At 59.1% G+C, this 17,183-nt stretch carries 11 protein-coding genes and 1 tRNA gene; 3 read left to right on the top strand and 9 right to left on the bottom strand.

Annotated elements, in window-relative coordinates; translation table 11 throughout:
• Positions 1-61 precede the first annotated feature (61 nt).
• The 9 genes from IFU00_03470 to IFU00_03510 all read right to left on the bottom strand — a co-directional run bounded on the left by IFU00_03470 (position 62) and on the right by IFU00_03510 (position 14,311).
• Complete coding sequence (locus tag IFU00_03470; protein MBD8541339.1) at positions 62-463, bottom strand: hypothetical protein; 402 nt, start codon at positions 461-463, stop codon at positions 62-64.
• Positions 450-5,369: an RHS repeat protein gene (locus IFU00_03475; GenBank protein ID MBD8541340.1), complete on the bottom strand. Its 4,920-nt coding sequence runs from the start codon at positions 5,367-5,369 to the stop codon at positions 450-452. The genes IFU00_03470 and IFU00_03475 overlap by 14 nt, the downstream gene beginning before the upstream one ends.
• A 9-nt stretch (positions 5,370-5,378) precedes the next feature.
• A complete protein-coding gene (locus IFU00_03480) occupies positions 5,379-8,195 on the bottom strand; it encodes a type VI secretion system tip protein VgrG (protein MBD8541341.1) in 2,817 nt (938 codons plus the stop codon).
• 491 nt (positions 8,196-8,686) lie between these two features.
• Positions 8,687-9,013: a hypothetical protein gene (locus IFU00_03485; protein ID MBD8541342.1), complete on the bottom strand. Its 327-nt coding sequence runs from the start codon at positions 9,011-9,013 to the stop codon at positions 8,687-8,689.
• 58 nt (positions 9,014-9,071) lie between these two features.
• The gene (locus tag IFU00_03490; protein MBD8541343.1) at positions 9,072-10,103 is read right to left on the bottom strand and encodes an OmpA family protein; all 1,032 of its coding nucleotides are present in this window, start codon (positions 10,101-10,103) and stop codon (positions 9,072-9,074) included.
• A 788-nt stretch (positions 10,104-10,891) separates the two neighbouring features.
• Positions 10,892-10,967, bottom strand: a tRNA-Lys gene (locus tag IFU00_03495).
• A gap of 72 nt (positions 10,968-11,039) precedes the next feature.
• On the bottom strand, positions 11,040-12,836 hold the full coding sequence (gene tadA, locus IFU00_03500; protein ID MBD8541344.1) for a Flp pilus assembly complex ATPase component TadA: 1,797 nt from the start codon (positions 12,834-12,836) through the stop codon (positions 11,040-11,042).
• Positions 12,837-12,852: 16 nt separating this feature from the next.
• Positions 12,853-13,635, bottom strand: a complete 783-nt coding sequence (locus IFU00_03505) for a spermidine synthase (GenBank protein ID MBD8541345.1) — start codon at positions 13,633-13,635, stop codon at positions 12,853-12,855.
• Between the two features lie 130 nt (positions 13,636-13,765).
• Entirely contained in the window at positions 13,766-14,311 is a 546-nt protein-coding gene (locus IFU00_03510; GenBank protein MBD8541346.1) for a glycine zipper 2TM domain-containing protein, read from the bottom strand.
• 385 nt (positions 14,312-14,696) lie between these two features.
• On the opposite strand from IFU00_03510, the gene IFU00_03515 reads away from it, so the two are divergent.
• The 3 genes from IFU00_03515 to IFU00_03525 all read left to right on the top strand — a co-directional run bounded on the left by IFU00_03515 (position 14,697) and on the right by IFU00_03525 (position 17,176).
• The gene (locus tag IFU00_03515; GenBank protein MBD8541347.1) at positions 14,697-15,113 is read left to right on the top strand and encodes a barstar family protein; all 417 of its coding nucleotides are present in this window, start codon (positions 14,697-14,699) and stop codon (positions 15,111-15,113) included.
• Positions 15,114-15,177: 64 nt separating this feature from the next.
• Positions 15,178-15,807 carry a phosphoribosylglycinamide formyltransferase gene (locus IFU00_03520; GenBank protein MBD8541348.1) on the top strand — a complete coding sequence of 210 codons (630 nt, stop codon included), beginning with the start codon at positions 15,178-15,180 and terminating at the stop codon, positions 15,805-15,807.
• A gap of 49 nt (positions 15,808-15,856) precedes the next feature.
• Entirely contained in the window at positions 15,857-17,176 is a 1,320-nt protein-coding gene (locus IFU00_03525) for an RsmB/NOP family class I SAM-dependent RNA methyltransferase (GenBank protein ID MBD8541349.1), read from the top strand.
• Positions 17,177-17,183: the final 7 nt, after the last annotated feature.

The following is a 17,183-nucleotide window of genomic DNA, read 5'->3' on the forward strand; positions in this document are numbered from 1 at the left end:
CACCCTTGCCTTGCCACGAGCACAAACATTAATTCTTGAGCCCGCATGCGTAATATTCACATTAGTACCGACGATATTCGTCCCAACTTGTTAGGTCAACATTGGTACTGTTTTCAAAGCTGTCACAACCGACTAATATTGAGTTGCCACAAGGGTCATATATGCTCGCCATATACCCGCCCGGCGTCATTGCCAAAAAATCAAAATGAACTTCTTGCTCACGTAGTGACATACAATATTCGGGGAAGTCATTTTTGATATTGAACTTAAATAACGGATTTTTACTTGGATCAATCTTGATTTCTGAATATTGCAACTGCCCGCGAACAGTTCTAATATTATTTACTAAGAACTCGCTTCCATTTATTGTGAAACGAAGAATCTGACCGTAGAAGTTCTTCATCTGCGCCATCATTCCCTTACTCACTGGGATGAAAATTGTAATCACTTCATCTTCTTCCATATCGTCCCTTTGATGCTGGTCTGTCACTAACGCTAGTGTCATTTCGCGCCTCCTTTGCGGCGCATCGATTTGGCGGAAATATTTTCGCTCCAATTCTGCCAAGCGCCTTTTTTTCAGCGGCGTAGAATGGACTTCTGTTGGCAGCCGAATCGTTTCCTATATCAATGAATTTGTAGCCTTCTGCTGCTCGTTCACGAATCCAAATAGCGTTTCCACCAACTGCTTTTTCCTCCCAAACTTTTGATCCAAATTTCGCTTCAAAAGCGCCTGAACTTCGTATTATGTCGCTCCAGTCTTTTTTAATGGTCCTAAACTCCTCGCACGGGTATTTTTTACGCATCGCTTTAGCATAAGCCTCAATTGATGATTGGCCTTCACCAATGATCACATATTTGGTCAAGCCTAGAGGATCGATAAATGCAGTCGGGTTTGGACTATATTGGTACGAGTTGATGCCACCCGAAAGCTTTATCGGATCGCTCGACAAATATCTTCCTAGAAGCGGGTCGTAGTAACGATACCGGTTGTAGTGTAGCCCCGTTTCTTCATCAAGATGCTGCCCCTGAAATCGTACTGGATTTCTCACCCCCGTCTTAAACGCAGCCTCGCTGATCGCTTCCCTCGCCTGTCCCCACGCCTTGTATTGAGCCGACCACGCAACCTTGCCCTCATGGTCGGTTAATTCCTGCGGCGTGCCTAGATGATCACATTGAAAGAAGGTGATTTCATCTTTGCCAAATGGTCCGGCGTCTTGCTCAAGTTCGCCGTTCCATAGAGGATCAAGCTCAATATCGTACTTGCCATAGTTACCTGCTATTAGCGCCTTGACATCAGTGCTGGACGCCAGTCGTAGCGCCTGGCTTCTAGTCGCCTGCGCGAGAGGTACAAAACTATCGCGCTCGTATACATAGTGAACGGTTCGTTCGACCGCGGTATGGCCCCCATACACGCTGCTTTCCAGCGCCAGCGTGTCGCCATCCCAGCCGTACATTGTCCGAGTTGGCTCCCGGAAAGCACCACCATCCATCGCAGTATGGTGCTTGGCGATGCGCCGCCCCAACGGATCATAGGCAAAGGTGGTGACGCCTTGCGACGTCGTGCCGCGGTTCATTCGGTTGAACGCATCCCATGCATACTCGGACCGCTTGCCGTGCTGCGTGTGCTCCACGAGATTGCCGCGTTCGTCGTAGCGATAACTGACGCCCGCATATTCCTTGAGCAGGTTGTCGAGCAGTTTCGGTAGCGGGGCGCGTTGGGAAATGGGCCCCTGCTGCTCGGTATCGGGTACCTGTATGTTCCCCGCTGGATCGAAAGCGAAGGTTTCGTAGCCCATTGCACTGTTTGCCGCCAGAAGCCGTCCAACCGGGTCATAGCGGTATTCAATGTGGCCGCGCCGGTTGTCTTCGACGCTGGCCAGTTGGCCGGACGGGTCATAACGGTAGCGGCGGACGATTGCGGCGCGCATGCCGACCTGAACGTCGGGACGGTACGTATCGGGGTAGAACAGCCGATCCTTCTGGCCGACCTGGGCGATAGGGCCGAGCTGCTGTTCGATCAGGCGGCCCACCGGGTCATATTTCATCGTTTGCCGCAGGCCGTTAGCCTGGGTGCGGCTGGTTTCCTGGTACAGCGCGTCGCGTTCGAAGGCCACCAACTCTTGCCCGTCGAGCAGCAGGCCATGCACGTGGCCAGCGCCGTAGGTCAGCCATTCGGTGCTGTGGCCGTCGGGACGGACCGTGCCGATGCGGCCGTTCAATTCGTCATGCTGGTGGTGCCAGACTGCGGTGCCTTTATCTGGATGGAACGGCCCCTGGTAGTGCTGGTGCTCGCGCACCAGGTTGCCAGCGGGGTCGTAGAACCATTGCAGTCTGGCGTGTTCGTTCTGTGCTTCGGCCAGTTGGCCATTGGCGTTGTAGGCGAAGGTTTCGGTTTGCTCCGGCTGGCCGGGGGCGGCGGCCCGGCGTTGCACAAGCCGGCCCATGGCGTCGAAGTTGAGGCGCGTGGTCACGCCGGCGTCGACGGTCTCCATTAGCACGCCACTATCGTCGTCGTAACGGTACTCGGTGACCTTGCCGTCAAAACCTTGTTCCTGCAACAGGCGGCCGGCCGGGTCATACCGGAAGCGGTAGACGCTGCCATTTTCGTTTTCCAGCGCGGCCAGGCGGCCGAGCGCATCCCAGCGATAGTGCAGGCCATGTCCAAGGGCGTCGATGCGCCTGGCGATCAATCCGGCTGCGGTGTAGCGGTAGGCGGTGGTGCGTGCGAGAGCGTCAGTGTGCGCGAGCAGCCGGCCTTCGGCGTCATGGACCAGCTGCTCTTGCTTGCCATCCGGGTAGATGACGGCTTCGAGCTGTCCGGGATGGTTGCCCCTGTCGCTACCGTCATTGCGGGCTTGCGCCAGCGTGTCGGCGCTAAGAGGTGTGTAGCGGTATCGGGTGACATTACCGGCGGCATCGATGCTCTTGGTAAGCCGTTTGCGATCGTCGTATTCCCAATGGCTGCTGTGTCCTGAACAGTCGGTGTAGCTGGCGAGTCCGCCGTCCAGGTTGTACGTGAGTTTCGAGATGCCACCCTTGGCGTCAATGATCTCGATGGGCTGGCTGCGCTTGTCGTACACATACTGCGTCTTGTTGCCGCGCGGGTCTGTCTCTTCAACCAGATGGCTCTGGACATTGTAGTCACGCTTCCAGGTGCCACCTTCGCCATCGCGGATGCCGGTGACGCGGTGCTGGTTGTCATACTCGAAGTGGACTTGACTGCCGTCAGCGCGCGTATGCGTGAGCAGGTTGCCATGGGCATCGAAACGGTAATGCTCGCTGCTGCCGTCGGCGTCGATGTGGCGCACGACGTTCTTGGCGGCATCGCGATAGAACCATTCCTCGCCCCCGTCCGGGTACACGATGCGGTAGGTGTAGCCTGCGATGTCATAGTAGTAGCGGCTCTCTTGATCAAGCGCATCGATGACGTAGGCCAGCCGAATGTTCTTGTCCCACTTGAGCCGGGTGTCGAAGCTGCCGTCATCAGCCCACTCGCGGATCGCCTTCGCATTGGCGCCGCTGTCAGTGCTGGTGTCGTAGGCGAGGTTCATACCGCGCCCGGTGCGGTCGGTGTAGCGGGTAATGAGATGACGATCGTACCCGTACTGCCAGGTGGCGCCGTTGTCGTCCTGGGCGCGGACCAGGTCGCCGTGCTCGTCGTCATAGTCGTAGGCGGCGAGCTGGCGCACCAGCTTGCCGTCCCGGATTTCCCACAGAGCGCGGATGCGGCCGCTATTGGCGTCGACCTGGGTGCCAGCATGGGCGATGATGGTCTCGCCTTGCTTGCTGATGATGTCGCTGAGCACCGCTTCGCCGGCATGGGGACCATGGGCAACGACGTGGTCGTAGCGCAGGCCGAGGGCGGCGCCGTCGCGGGCATGCAGCGCGATCAGTCTGAAGTGCTGTTTGCCCATCTCGGCGGCCTTGGCGCGTACGGTGTCGATCAGCTCGTAGGTTTCGCGCCAGGCGCTGGCTTCGCCTTCTGGCAGGAACTTGCCGAAGTCGAGCGCGAGCAGGGAGACGCTGATGCGCGTGAGCGTGATCAGCTCGACCGGATCGTGGTGCCGCTGGCCGATGTCAAGGCACGGGTAGCGGTGACTGCGGCCATCGGCGGCGTGATAGAGCAGGGCGGCGCTCTTGCCCTGGCCAACCACGTCGACACGCGTGCTGTACGGGGTAAGCCAGCGCGCGCCGAGATGGCCGTGGTCATAGGTGGTCAGCTGGCTGCGGTAGGTGCGGCTCCATTCGATGGGAAGCGGCGCATCAAGGACGAAGTCGGTATGCGTGAAGGTTTCGGCGCCGGTGGCGAAGCTGATCGAGTGCGCGGTACCGCCCTTTGCCGGACACAGCTTGCAGGCATTGGCGTCGCCCTTGGCCGGAACTTGGCGGCCGATGGCGCCCAGTTCGTGGCCGGGATTGTCCTTCTGGTGCTGCGCGCCCTTGCTTGACGGGACCAGTGCCGGATAGCGCTTCTTGTGTTTTTTAACCGCATCGCGCAGCCGCATCAGTATCCAGCGGATGCTCATCTGCTCCTGTTCGTCGGCCAGTGCCGCGAGCTTGCCGCGAAACATCGGCTTGAAGTCGGTCAGGTGGTTGACCATGCCGCTCACGCCCTCTACGGCGCTTTGCGGCAGGTGACGGGCTGCCACGGCAACAATATAGTTGGCGCTCTTTTTGTATTCTTGGCCAAGTGCGCCAAGCATGCGCAGCAAGCTGCTCTTTGCCTTGGGATCGTACACCCTGGTCTCCACGTCAGCCGGGGTGGCCACGTCGAACAGTGGTTCCTTGCCGATGCAGCTATTGAGAACCTTGATCAGGTCATCGGCAACGCCGTCAGCAGTAGTGGCGCATTCACTCAGAATGGTGGGCAGCTTGTCCATCGCTTTGTCGACAAAGGTGTCGATCTCGCCGGCCAGCTTGGCGTTAAGGTGCATGATCAGCACTTCGATGAGCGCGCTGCCGAGATCCTTAACACCCGATGCCAGCTTTTGTCGGACCAGATGCAGTGTTGGCCGCAGGGTCATGCGCGCTGCGCCACCCGCTCCTGGGACCACACCGATCAGGTTGATACCCAGGCTGACCCACTGCAGGATTTCGATTTCTTTCTTGTTGATGAGCTTCTGGATCACGCCCACGATGTCCATGACGGCGTCGATCAACGCCATGATGTTGCCAATCACCGGCAAGCTGCCCGCTACGGTGAGCAAGCGCTCCAGCGTGATGTAATCATGGCTGAGCTCGCGCAGCCATTTGTCGAAGGCGGCAGCGCCGGCACTGACGTCTTGCTGGTCGATGGTGTCGAGCGGCGCCACCGCAACTTCTGGCGCGCGTTGGGCGGGCTTGGATGGGGCTTGCGCGGGTTCGGTCATGGTGGCTTCTTATTGAAAGGACTTTTTCAGGGCCGAGGTCACGACGTCGGCACCAATGCGCGGCAACGATCCGGGCAACCCGATGGCCTCTGCGCCGCCCGGGAGCTTGCCCGCAACATGGGTCATGGCCGCCTGGCCAGCCTGCGCCAGCAAGACTTGCGCGCCGCCCTGTTTCAACGACTGCACCGCGCTCGCCCCTTGCTCTGCTAGCTGCGCGACCGCGCCTGATTTGTCGGCTGTGTCCTCTGGACTGCCTGTCACCGTGTCGGCGCCCGCCTTGGACTGCGCCACGACCGGCCATTCGGTTCCATCACCGAAATAGCTGCCTTCGTCCCACGGGTCGCGCGGGTCCCTGCCATAGCTGACGGTGGCCATTCCCATCGGCAGACCGGCCACGCTGGCAATGCCCTCGCTATCGAGCGTCCCCTGGTGGACGCCACCTTCGGCGTCGACGACGGTGTAGTCGCCTTGCCCGACGCCTTGCTTCTTGCTGCCTTCCTGGTTCACATACCGGTGAAGCAGGTCGAGCTGTCCCAGCGGCAGCTTCACGGTCTGCGGCAAGGCTGGCGTGCCTTCGCTCTTGCCAGGATCGAGGTTGTGCTGCGCCGCGTGCTGGCGCCAGACGCCGCTTGTGCCATGGACGATGCCGGACGCGTTCCAGCGGCTGAAGCTGGTTCCGCCGTTGATCACCACTTCTTCTTTTGCCGTGATCGTGATCCGGTTGGCGGTATGGGTGATGTTGAGCTTGGCCAGGATGTTGACGCTGTCCTTCAGGGCGGTGATGTCGATGTCGGCGCCCGCCGCCACCAGCTTCATGCCGGCCTTGTAGGCGAACATGCGCACTGCTTCCTTGACACTGACGAGCAGGCTCTTGCCCGCGCTCAGGCTGGCATGGCCACCACTGGTCAGGGCGGTGTGTTCCATGCTCATCAGATGGGTTGAACCCTGTGTGCTGGTTTCGATGCCGGCGGGGCTTGCCAGAACCAGGTGAGGCGCCTGGAATTCCGGGAATTCACCTTGTGCAGGCTCGCCGCCCTGGCCTTTGACGGCATCGACCTGCGATTTCAGAGCGGCGGCGACCTGGTCCTGGTCGCCCGGCTGATGCGCCTGCGCCTGCTGTGCGACCTGCGACAGGCTGTCGTGCAATGCCTGGCCCTGCGCCATATGCGCCAGCGTCTCGGCCATATCGGTGATATGGGCGCGGGCGTTGGGCCGGGCTTCAGTACTTATTAAGAGGCCTTGCTGCGCGCGCAGCACGCCATGGCCATCGGTGCGCAGCTCGAAGCCCTGGCCACGTGGGCCCTTGCGGCCGGCGTTGTCGTCGATGCGGTTGATATGGCCCAGGCTGAGCTGGCTGGCCAGATGATCGCTCTTGAGCTGCGCCTGGATCTGTCCTTCCGTGTCATCCAGCACCACGTGGTTGCTGCGCCCGCCAGGCGAGTTGCCGCCGCTGGTGGTCAGCTCGCGGCTTCTGAGCCCTGTCAACGCCCGCTGGCCGGGCAGCTTCCACGGCGGCATATAGCCCTGGTTGTAGACGGAGCCAGTCACGATCGGGTGATCGGGATTGCCGTCGAGCCATTGAACGATGACTTCCGAGCCGACCCGCGGATGGCTGGCCAGGCCCTTTTCGCCGCCGGCCCAGTTGCTGCCTACACGTACCCAGCAACTGCTGGTTTCGTCCCGATCCCAGTGAAACCTGACCTGGATACGGCCGTACTCGTCGACATTCAGGCTGCTCTGGCCTTCCGGGCCGACCACGATGGCGGTCTGCAGGGCCAGCAGCCTGGTCGTCGTGCTGTTGAAGCCGCGCCCGGGAAACCAAGGCACGGTCTTGTTCTGGCAAAGCACGCGATTCTTGTACTCGGCAAGTACATTCTTGCCTTGCAAATAATTGTTGCTGGCTTCGTGATGCACTTCCAGAATCAGGAATTCGCTGTCTTCGCTTTCACTGAAATGGTCAAGCAGCTTGAACCACCTGCCGGCAGCGATGCGCCGATTATTGCCGCGTGCTTCGTACAGCTCGCCGCGGGCTTCGATTTCCTCCATGCGCAGCCGTGAAAGCCGGGATGCGCCCGGGTGGTGCAGGAAGCCGTAGTGGCCCTCATAGCTGTGCACCTCGAGTTTCGGTACATCGCCCTGCTGGGCAATGGTGACGGTACCGGCGTGGATCGGGTAGGGATGCTTGAAGTCGAAGCCGCTCACCGTCGCTTGGCCGGACGCCCACTGGCGCAACGCACTCCAGTCGCTGAATGCATCCTCTTCGATTGCGCCACCGGCGCCATGGAAGCGGATGCCGGGCGAGGGCCCGTCGATCGGGTCTGCGGTGCGCGTGTCGTCGCAGACCTTCAGCACGTGACCTTCGCCCGTATGCTCGTACCAATAGCTGTAGCCGGCGGCTTCCCAGCGCCGGCACAAGTAGTTGTGATCGGTCTCGTCCCACTGCGTGGCCATCGTGAACTGCGGCTGCTCACCGGCGACCTTCCAGTCATAGTCCGGCAGGCTGCCGTAGCCGGCAAAGATCTTCTCCGTTTGCTGGCGCACGCTTTGCCTATGGAACAAGCGGTTGTTGCGGCGCAGGCGCGTGTACGCCAGCCATGGCCGCAGGATGGCTTCGTAGAACGCCACGCCGCCGTCCGTCTTGACCAGTTTGAACGAACTCACATAACCGGTGAAGGGACGCAGGCTACCGTCAGCCTGTACGAGCGAGATGCACAGCAGCTTGCCGTGGATCGCTTCGCGTTCGATCCTGGCGTCGTCGCTCAGGAGTTCCACCGTGTAGGCGAAGTCACGGGACACGTATTCGGTGCCGACGAACTGGTTTACCATCAGCATGGCTTGCGGGCCATCGTTCTCCGGAAACGCCATGCGCAGCAGGCGGGTGTTCTGGTGGGCGTCCAGCAGTGCGTGCAAGTCAGTCATCGTCTCGCTCATCGGTTGAGCTGCGGATTGTTGACGTCGGGCTGCGCGCGTGGCGACGTAAGCGCGCTTGAACGTACGACGAATTTCTGACTGTAGTTATTGAGTTGCGGGAACTTACTGATGAGGCGCAAGGCCGTGCGACGTTGCGCCGCGTAGTAGCCAAGGTGGGTATGCCGAGCCCTCAGGCGCTACGACGGCATGGTGCAAGCGTTGTGAAAATCGGACGAGCCAAAACAAAAAAGGCGTCACGATTTCTCGTAAAGCCCTCATTGCAACAACGAATTTTGGCAGGCAGCTTGGCGGCGACGTGGTAGTGATCCTATGACGTCATCCCGTGCGACATCGACCTGCCAGGCGTCGATGCTGCGGGCCCGCAGTGTGGTGGAACACCGCGACGATCAGGCGCCGATTTTCTTGCGGCATTCTTTGATGGCTGCCTGAAGGCGGATCTGCACATTCTTGTCCATGTTCGGGGGTGCCGGCGTACCCAGAAACATGCTGTTAAGTTCTGGCTTGGTGAAGTTGTCGAAGTGGGTCTCATAGACACAAGTGCAATAAGGCTTCGCCAACTTGGGATCCTTGGGCGCATCTTTGTCTATCTGGATAACACTCATGCATCCATCGATGTTCCCTTTCTTCAGTATGTCCAACTTCTCATCTGCATGGGCGGGAAGATGCAGGGCGATGGCAGCGATCATGCCGACGAGTTTCAATCCGTGTTTCATGTCGTTCCTTTGATGAATAGCTTCTGGAATGGATGGGTGCAGTTGGTCTGCCCGCGAATCAGGTGCGTTTGACCAGTTCGACGCGTCGGTTTTTGGCACGTCCCGTGTCGTCCTGATTATCAGCCACGGGCTTGGCCTCGCCCAGACCCACGGCACTGAGGCGGTCCTTGGCAATACCCCCTGCAAGCAGTGAACCCATCACGGCATCCGCTCGCTGCTGTGACAAGGCCTTGTTGTGGGCCGGATCGCCAACATTATCCGTATGGCCTTCGATGGTCAGCTTAAGGGAAGTGTCCTTCTCCATGAGTTTGGCGATCTCGTCTACAGCCGGCCGGCCGTCCGGGCGAATGGTGGCCTTGTCCGTATCGAAGTTGATATACAGGGCGATGTGTCCGACTGAAGCCAGTTGGCTTTGCATTGCATCAGCCGTGACAAAGGCAATCGTCTGCTTGAACGGCTGTTCGGCTACGACGAGTGTGCTGACAGCGCTTCTGCCCGACATGAGCACGATCCATACTAACTGGTCGGGTTTCCGTACCAGATAGACGTCGTAAGTCATACCCAGGTCCGCGAAGCGGGTTTTCTGCTCGTTTGCCGTATTCTCCGCGCTTAAGGCGGGAGCCAGTTCGGAAGGTGTCGCACTGTTGACCTTCACACCGCCCATTTGTGCGATCAGGTTTTCGTAGTTTCGTCGCGCTTCCGCTTCGCTCATGTTGACATCACTGAGGTAAAACTTGTGGGATTCGAAACGACCTTCCACTTTCCTGAGTTGCTTCCCAACGACTACATGGAGCGAGTCAAAATTCGCCTTGTTAGTAAAGCGTCCCTCTTCACTGAGACCTGAAGGATATTCGAGATACGGAAAGGGGGGCATCACACCGCTGCTGACCGGGACTTTTTCGATATCGAATTGTGCCTGGGATGCTGGCGTGCCGCTGGCGACCGGTGCGTCAGTCGTGCCATTCTCTTCTTGCGAAGAGGTCACTGTGGTGGCTGGAGCGTCTGAGTTTGGCGAAGATGTTTCAGGTTTGCAGGCGACCAAAGAGAGGCTTATGACGATCAGAGCACTGGCTGCGGAATATTTTGGCATATTTTTTTTTGCAAAATGGAATCCGCTGGATTCTAACGGATTTTAGTCAATGTCATCACAGGGAGTAATGTCATTTTCTCGACAAAATGCATCAATTAACGTTCGGCAACCCTCAAATATCTTCTTCTTCCAAATCGCTTACTAAATTCTGATAAATGAATTCTATGAGCACTACGGGTGAGCCAATCCAGAGTTTGATCAAGTGATATTTTGTGATATTTTTTTATGGAAATATAAAAGTCTACATGGATGTATTTCTAATTTTTCCCAAGTAAGAAAGGCGTTAAAGTTCGCCTGGAATAACCCTGCATCAGCCATTTTGCATAGAAAATTGCATGATTGTTAAAACCTGCGCATGGTTATCCGTCGTATTGATTAATTATTATCTTCGACTGAGTGGCTCGGAAAGATGTTCTTATCCCATTGACGTCAGGTTTGTTATATAGGCCACGGTAGCCGGAATTTTTTGACAATGATTTAGATACAGAGATGTTCTGACCTGACGACGGATTACCCAATTTGGGTCACGCACAGGCAAACCCGCATGGCCTACGGGCGTCGGATTTTTGCACAGGTGTTATTTAGGGAATTCACGCCGATGCCTGCAGCAAGAAGACGCGACAGGATCTGCGAAACAGTACTAACAGATGCTCATGCGGATCGGCTTACCCGAAGGGCATCCAGGTTACTTGGAACCTGGCGACGCCAGGCGTTATCCAAAGCAACCAGAGCGTGACCAAAACGCAAAAAGCCCACGAACCGAAATTCGTGGGCTTCTCGATAATTCTTGGTAGGCCGTGCGGGATTCGAACCTGCGACCAACGGATTAAAAGTCCGCTGCTCTACCAGCTGAGCTAACGACCCAAGGAGGCAGCATTATAGCGGGCGATCCGGCATCGCGCTAGGTCTCTCGCATAAATTTCTTTGAGGAACTGCTCAAGACAACGCCGACGTCACCTTCAGCACCTCGTCCGCCGTGGTCACGCCTTCGACCACCTTCATCGCGCCGGCAATGCGCAGTGGCTTCATGCCATCGAGAACACTCTGCTGGCGCAGCGCCACCAGGTCGCCCGCACCCCGCATCAGCTTGCCAAATCCCTCGCTCACGCTCAACAGCTCATAAATCCCGGTCCGCCCCCGATACCCGGTCTGCCGGCATTCTGGGCAACCAATCGGCCGGTATACGATCGCAGGCTTGGGAATCTTCCACGCACCGCCAACGCTGTCCCACACATCGTCGCTCAACTCGCCACCGGGCGTCTTGCAGGCAGGGCAGAGCGTGCGCACCAGGCGCTGGGCCATCACGCCGATCAGGGTGGCTTCGAGCAGGTAATCCGGCACGCCCAGTTCGATCAGGCGCATCACCGCTGATGGGGCGTCGTTCGTGTGCAGCGTCGAGAACACCAGGTGCCCGGTCAGCGCGGCCTGGATCGCCATCTCAGCCGTCGGCAGGTCGCGAATCTCGCCGACCATGATGATGTCCGGGTCCTGGCGCATCAGCGAGCGCACGCCGTCGGCGAACGACAAATCGATTCCCGGCTGCACCTGCATCTGGTTGAAGGCCGGTTCGACCATCTCGATCGGGTCTTCCACCGTGCAGACATTGACTTCGCTTGTCGCCAGCGCCTTGAGTGTCGTGTACAGCGTCGTGGTCTTGCCCGAGCCAGTTGGGCCGGTCACGAGGATGATGCCGTGCGGGCGCTTAGTCAGGCGATCCCAGCGCAGGGCGTCGTCAGCCGGAAAGCCCAGCTCGGGCAATGTCTTGACGACGACTTCAGGGTCGAAAATACGCATCACGAGCTTTTCCCCGAACGCGGTGGGCATCGTCGACAGGCGCAATTCGACTTCCTGGCCGCCGGCGGTGCGGGTTTTGATGCGGCCATCTTGCGGGCGGCGCTTTTCAATGACGTCCATCCGCCCCAGCAATTTGATCCGCGCCGTCATCGCAATCATGACCACGGCCGGTACCTGGTAGACCTGGTGCAGCACGCCGTCGATGCGAAACCGTACGACAGCAAATTCACGCTTCGGTTCCAGATGAATGTCCGAGGCGCGCTGCTCGAAGGCGTAACCCCACAGCCAGTCGACGATATTGACGATGTGCTGGTCGTTGGCATCGAACTGCTTGTTCGCTTTGCCCATTTCGACCAGCTGCTCGAAGTTGTTGCGCATCGCGACGTCTTGCCCACTGCTGCGGTTGGCGTCGCGGATCGACTTGGCCAGTGCAAAGAATTGCGAAATATACTGGGCGATGTCGAGCGGATTGGCCAGCACCAGTTCAATGCGGCGCCGCGCGACTTTCGCGATCTCGGCTTCCCATTCTGTCAGCGCCGGATCGGCCGTGGCCACCACCAGCGTCGTGGCCGTCATTTCCACCGGCAGAATATTGAAGCGCGCCGCATAGCCGGCCGACATCACATCGGCCACTTTCGTGAAATCGATCTTGAGAGGATCGATCCGGATGAAGGGCAGGCCGACCTTGGCCGCGCACCATTCGGTCAGCACGTCCAGCGTGAGCAGGCGATTGGGGGGCAGTTCCGAAACCAGCTTGCATTGCGCGACCGCCGTAAGCGGGTGCATCGAGCCGGGCGCATTCTTGAGAATGCCCTGGGCTTGGGCAAATTGCGCCCTGACGTTGTCCTTCGTGACGATCCCGTCGGCCAGCAGCCACGAAAAAATCGATTGCAGGTCGAGCTTGCGCAGACTGGCGGGTTTTTGCGGGATGGCGTTCACGGTGGCCCTTGGCAAATCAATCGGTGGCGAACAATCCCTTGACCCAGGACGCGGCGGGCAACTTGGTCTGGAGTTTGATCTGCGCTGCCCGTTTGGTCAGCGCGTCCTCGTCGAGCGTGGGGCGGGTCTTGAAGCACAGCGCGACCACATTACCATCGTGCACCTCGGGCAGGCACAGCACGTGGCCGAAGGCGAACTTCATGGCCTTGAGGTTCTTGGCAAAGCTCGGGTGGTCACCAAACAGGTTGACGGTCATGATGCCGTCGTCGGTCAGGCAATTGGCGCAGGCCACATAGAACTCGGGCGTGTCGAGTACCGGGCCGCGCGCGGTAGCGTCGTAGAGGTCGCATTGGAACACGTCGAACGCGTTGTGGTGTTCTGGGTCTTCGACGAAGTCCAGCGCATCCATCTCGAGCACCGTCAGGCGTTCGTCCAGGCCCGGCAGCTTGAACATCGAGTTGCAGATGGCGATGACCGACGGGTTCAGTTCGATGGCGGTGACGGTGGCCTCGGGAAACTGGCGGTAGCAGAACTTGGTCATCGTGGCCGCGCCCAGGCCGAGCTGGACGATGGCGCGTGGCGACTCGATGAACAGCATCCAGGCCATCATCTGCTGCGCGTACTCAAGTTCCGGCCAGTCAGGCTTGCGGATGCGCATGGCGCCCTGGACCCATTCGGTGCCGAAATGCAGATAGCGCACGCCCTCCTGTTCGGACAGCGTGACGGGCGCGTACTTGGGTTTGCGGGAAGGGCGGCGCGACGATTCGGCCTGTTCGATGGATTTGCGTTTGATGAGCATAAGACTGCCTGATGGAATCGCCCTATTATCGGCGGTTGCGTTCCCGCAGCGCAAGCTCGGTCCACGATCCGCACCCTGCATACGACAACGCGGCCACTGGGGCCGCGTTGTTGTTCATGAATGACGAATCTTAGCGCTGATACTGGCTGTAGGCCTGGCCGTCGTCGTAGCTGTCCAGTGGCTGGACCGACACGCGCAGGCGCACGCGGTTGCCCGGGTCGTTGCGCATCAGCGACGTGTAATTCTGGCCACGGTATTCGTAGGTCACGTTGTAGCCGGCAGTGCGCGATTCGATGGCTTCCACGGTGCGGCATTGCTGCACCGCTTGTTCTTGCACGCTGCTGCCCTGACGGCCATTGTTCTGGACGCGGTCGCCCACCATGGCGCCGGCGATGGCGCCAGCGGCCGACGCGGCCACTTTACCGTTGCCGCCGCCGATCTGGCTGCCGAGCAGCGCACCGGCGATACCGCCGACGATCGTGCCGCCCGCGTTGCGTTCTTGCTGCACCGGAACTTGCACGTATTCAGTACGGCATTCCTGGCGCGGGGTGCGGACTTGTTCGACGCGTGGCTCGACGCGCACCACCCGGCCGAAATCTTCAAAGTCGGCAGCCTGTGCCAGCGGCAGGGTGGCCACACCCAAGGCTGCGATGATCAGTTTGGCTTGGAATTTCATGATGGTCCTCGTTCAGTGGTGCGATGTTGGTTGAGACAATAAATACAGTCTTCGTTCAAGTCTTGATAGTACGCCGATCGCAAAAACGCATCGAGTCCCCGTGGCAACAAAATGTAACAGCCAATGGCGACGCAGTTGAAGCGCGCCAGAATGAATCCGCCCGATTTGCCTTGTTTTTGAGGCACTCGAGGTGGTACCGATTCTTACAAATGACTATTCGCAATGCACATTTGGGTTGCTTCCAATACCACAAAACGTTACCCTTACACAAATCATGGACTTATTGGCGTATAGCAACGACAGCGAGGTAAGCGGCAGCAACGCCCCATGGCGTCGCGACAGGTTGCGCGATGGCGCGTTATTGACAGGTCAACTTGAGGAAAAAATGAGTTTGTTGATGAGAGTGGCGCCGAATATTGTGCAAGCGATCCGCGCGTTTAACGTTGGCGATCTGCAACAGGAGGCGGGGCAACTCGGACATCATTTTCTGTACGCACATTGCGCCAACACGCTCACCAAACAACAAGTCTGCGCCCGCATCGGCGAACAATTTTATTTCCCCAAGCCCTGCAGCAAGAACTTCGATGCGCTGCGCAAATGCCTGACCGAAACCGTCCACGAAGCAGGTCCGCAGCCGGGCTTCATCGTGGTGCTGGAGCAGCTGCCAAGCGCCCAGAAGTTCGACAAGGAAGCGCGCGAAAACCTGCTTGACGTATTTCGCGATGCGGCCGAATTCTGGGCCGAAAAGAAGGTCCCGTTCCGCGTGTTCTACTCGTTCGCGACGGTGCCGCCAACCGCCTGAGCCAGGGCCGAGGTCGTCATTTCAGGCAGCATTTGGTGCCCGTCGTTACGGTACAATGCCGGCTATGAAAAATATCGTGATCCTGATTTCGGGCCGCGGAAGCAATATGGAAGCGGTCGTGCGAGCGCTTGATGCCGAAGGTTGGCCAGCCCGTATCGCCGCCGTTATCAGCAATAAACCTGAGGCTGGCGGCCTGACGTTTGCGCAGGCGCGCGGCATTCCCACTGCGGTGGTGCCCAGCAAATCGTTCGCCACCCGCGCCGAATTCGACGCCAAGCTGCAGGAAACCATCGACGTCTTCGAGCCCGACCTGGTCGTGCTGGCCGGTTTCATGCGCATCCTGACGGCGCCGTTCGTCGAGCATTATGCAGGCCGGATGCTCAATATTCACCCGTCGCTGCTGCCGCTGTTTCCGGGATTGCACACGCACCAGCAGGCGCTCGACGCCGGTTGTGTCGAGCATGGCGCGACGGTCCATTTTGTCACGGCCGAACTCGATCACGGCCCGGCTGTCTTGCAGGCACGCATTCCCGTGCTGCCGGGCGATACCGAAGCCACGCTCGCTACCCGCCTGCTGGTCGAAGAACACAAGATTTACCCGCGCGCGGTGCGCCTGTTCGTTGAAGACCGTCTGGTCGTCGAGAACGGTGCGGTGCGCATCGTCGAGCCTGGCTTTGACGCCATTAGTACTTAAAACGCATTGTTTTAAGTAAGCAGTTTACAACCCAAGGATTTACATGAGATTGCCTCCAGCGATCGTCGCCAAGACTGAAGAAGTCCTGCGCGAGATTCTCCGTTTTACCTCCCCAGCCGACGTCACCCTGTCGCGTTTCTTCAAGGACAACCCGCGTTTTGGCGGCCGTGAGCGTGGCGTGATTGCCGAAGCCGTGTATTCGGTGCTGCGTAACAAGTCGTTCTTCACCGATTTCGCTGGCCATGGCAGCACGCCATCGATGCGCCGTCTGGCGCTGCTGGGCCTGGCCGAAACGGCTGGCATCGATTCGATCGGTGGCCTGACCGAAGATGAAACCCACTTCCTGACCCGCATCAAGGAAGTCGACCGCACGCTGCTGCCAGGTCCGGTGCAAGCCAACCTGCCGCAATGGCTGTACGACAAGCTGGTGGCCCAGTTCGGCGAAGCCGAAGCCCTGGAACTGGCTGCCGTCCTCAACACGCCGGCGCCGCTTGACCTGCGCGTCAATTCGATCAAGGCCGAGCGTGACGCCGTCATCGCCACGCTGCTCGAAGCGCCGATCGTCGCCGAGCCGATGCCGTATGCGCCGCTGGGTCTGCGCGTCAAGCAAAAGCCTGCGCTGCAGAATCTGCCGCTGTTCAAGGAAGGCGCGATCGAAGTGCAGGACGAGGGCAGCCAGGTGCTGTCGCAGATCGTCGGCGCGCGCCGCGGCGAGATGGTGGTCGACTTCTGCGCCGGTGCTGGCGGCAAGACGCTGGCACTGGGCGCACTGATGCGCAATACCGGTCGCCTGTACGCGTTCGACGTGTCCGAAAAGCGTCTGGCCAAACTGAAGCCACGCATGGCGCGCAGCGGTTTGTCGAACGTGCATCCGGTGCTCATCGCGCACGAGCGCGATGCCAAGGTCAAGCGCCTGGCCGGCAAGATCGACCGCGTGCTGGTCGATGCACCATGCTCGGGCCTGGGCACCTTGCGCCGCAATCCGGATGTCAAGTGGCGCCAGCAACTGGGCGCGATTGCCGAGATGCAGGAAAAGCAAGCCGCGATCCTGGACGGTGCTGCGCGCCTGGTCAAGAACGGTGGCCGCCTCGTGTATGCCACCTGCAGCCTGCTGAATGAAGAAAACGACGTCATCGTCGAAGGCTTCCTGGCAACGCACCCCGACTTCGATCTGGTGCCGATGAGCCAGGTGCTGGCCGAGCAAAAGATTCCGCTCGAGATGGACAAGTACCTCAAGCTCTTGCCGCACAAGCACCAGACCGACGGCTTCTTCGCTGCCGTGCTGCAACGCAAGGCGCTGGTCAAGGCTGCACCAGTCAAGGCAGATGCCGATGCTGACGCCGATGTGACGGCAACCGACGAAGAATAAGGAAACC

It is taken from the genome of Oxalobacteraceae sp. CFBP 8761 (assembly GCA_014841595.1).
Taxonomy (GTDB): domain Bacteria; phylum Pseudomonadota; class Gammaproteobacteria; order Burkholderiales; family Burkholderiaceae_D; genus Telluria.

Excerpts from the sequence above, each read along its gene's own strand:
- IFU00_03510 (MBD8541346.1), bottom strand. The coding sequence starts at position 14,311 with ATGAAATTCCAAGCCAAACTGATCATCGCAGCCTTGGGTGTGGCCACC.
- IFU00_03505 (MBD8541345.1), bottom strand. The coding sequence starts at position 13,635 with ATGCTCATCAAACGCAAATCCATCGAACAGGCCGAATCGTCGCGCCGC.
- IFU00_03520 (MBD8541348.1), top strand. The coding sequence starts at position 15,178 with ATGAAAAATATCGTGATCCTGATTTCGGGCCGCGGAAGCAATATGGAA.
- IFU00_03470 (MBD8541339.1), bottom strand. The coding sequence starts at position 463 with ATGGAAGAAGATGAAGTGATTACAATTTTCATCCCAGTGAGTAAGGGA.
- IFU00_03485 (MBD8541342.1), bottom strand. The coding sequence starts at position 9,013 with ATGAAACACGGATTGAAACTCGTCGGCATGATCGCTGCCATCGCCCTG.
- IFU00_03490 (MBD8541343.1), bottom strand. The coding sequence starts at position 10,103 with ATGCCAAAATATTCCGCAGCCAGTGCTCTGATCGTCATAAGCCTCTCT.
- IFU00_03480 (MBD8541341.1), bottom strand. The coding sequence starts at position 8,195 with ATGGTAAACCAGTTCGTCGGCACCGAATACGTGTCCCGTGACTTCGCC.
- IFU00_03515 (MBD8541347.1), top strand. The coding sequence starts at position 14,697 with ATGAGTTTGTTGATGAGAGTGGCGCCGAATATTGTGCAAGCGATCCGC.
- IFU00_03475 (MBD8541340.1), bottom strand. The coding sequence starts at position 5,369 with ATGACCGAACCCGCGCAAGCCCCATCCAAGCCCGCCCAACGCGCGCCA.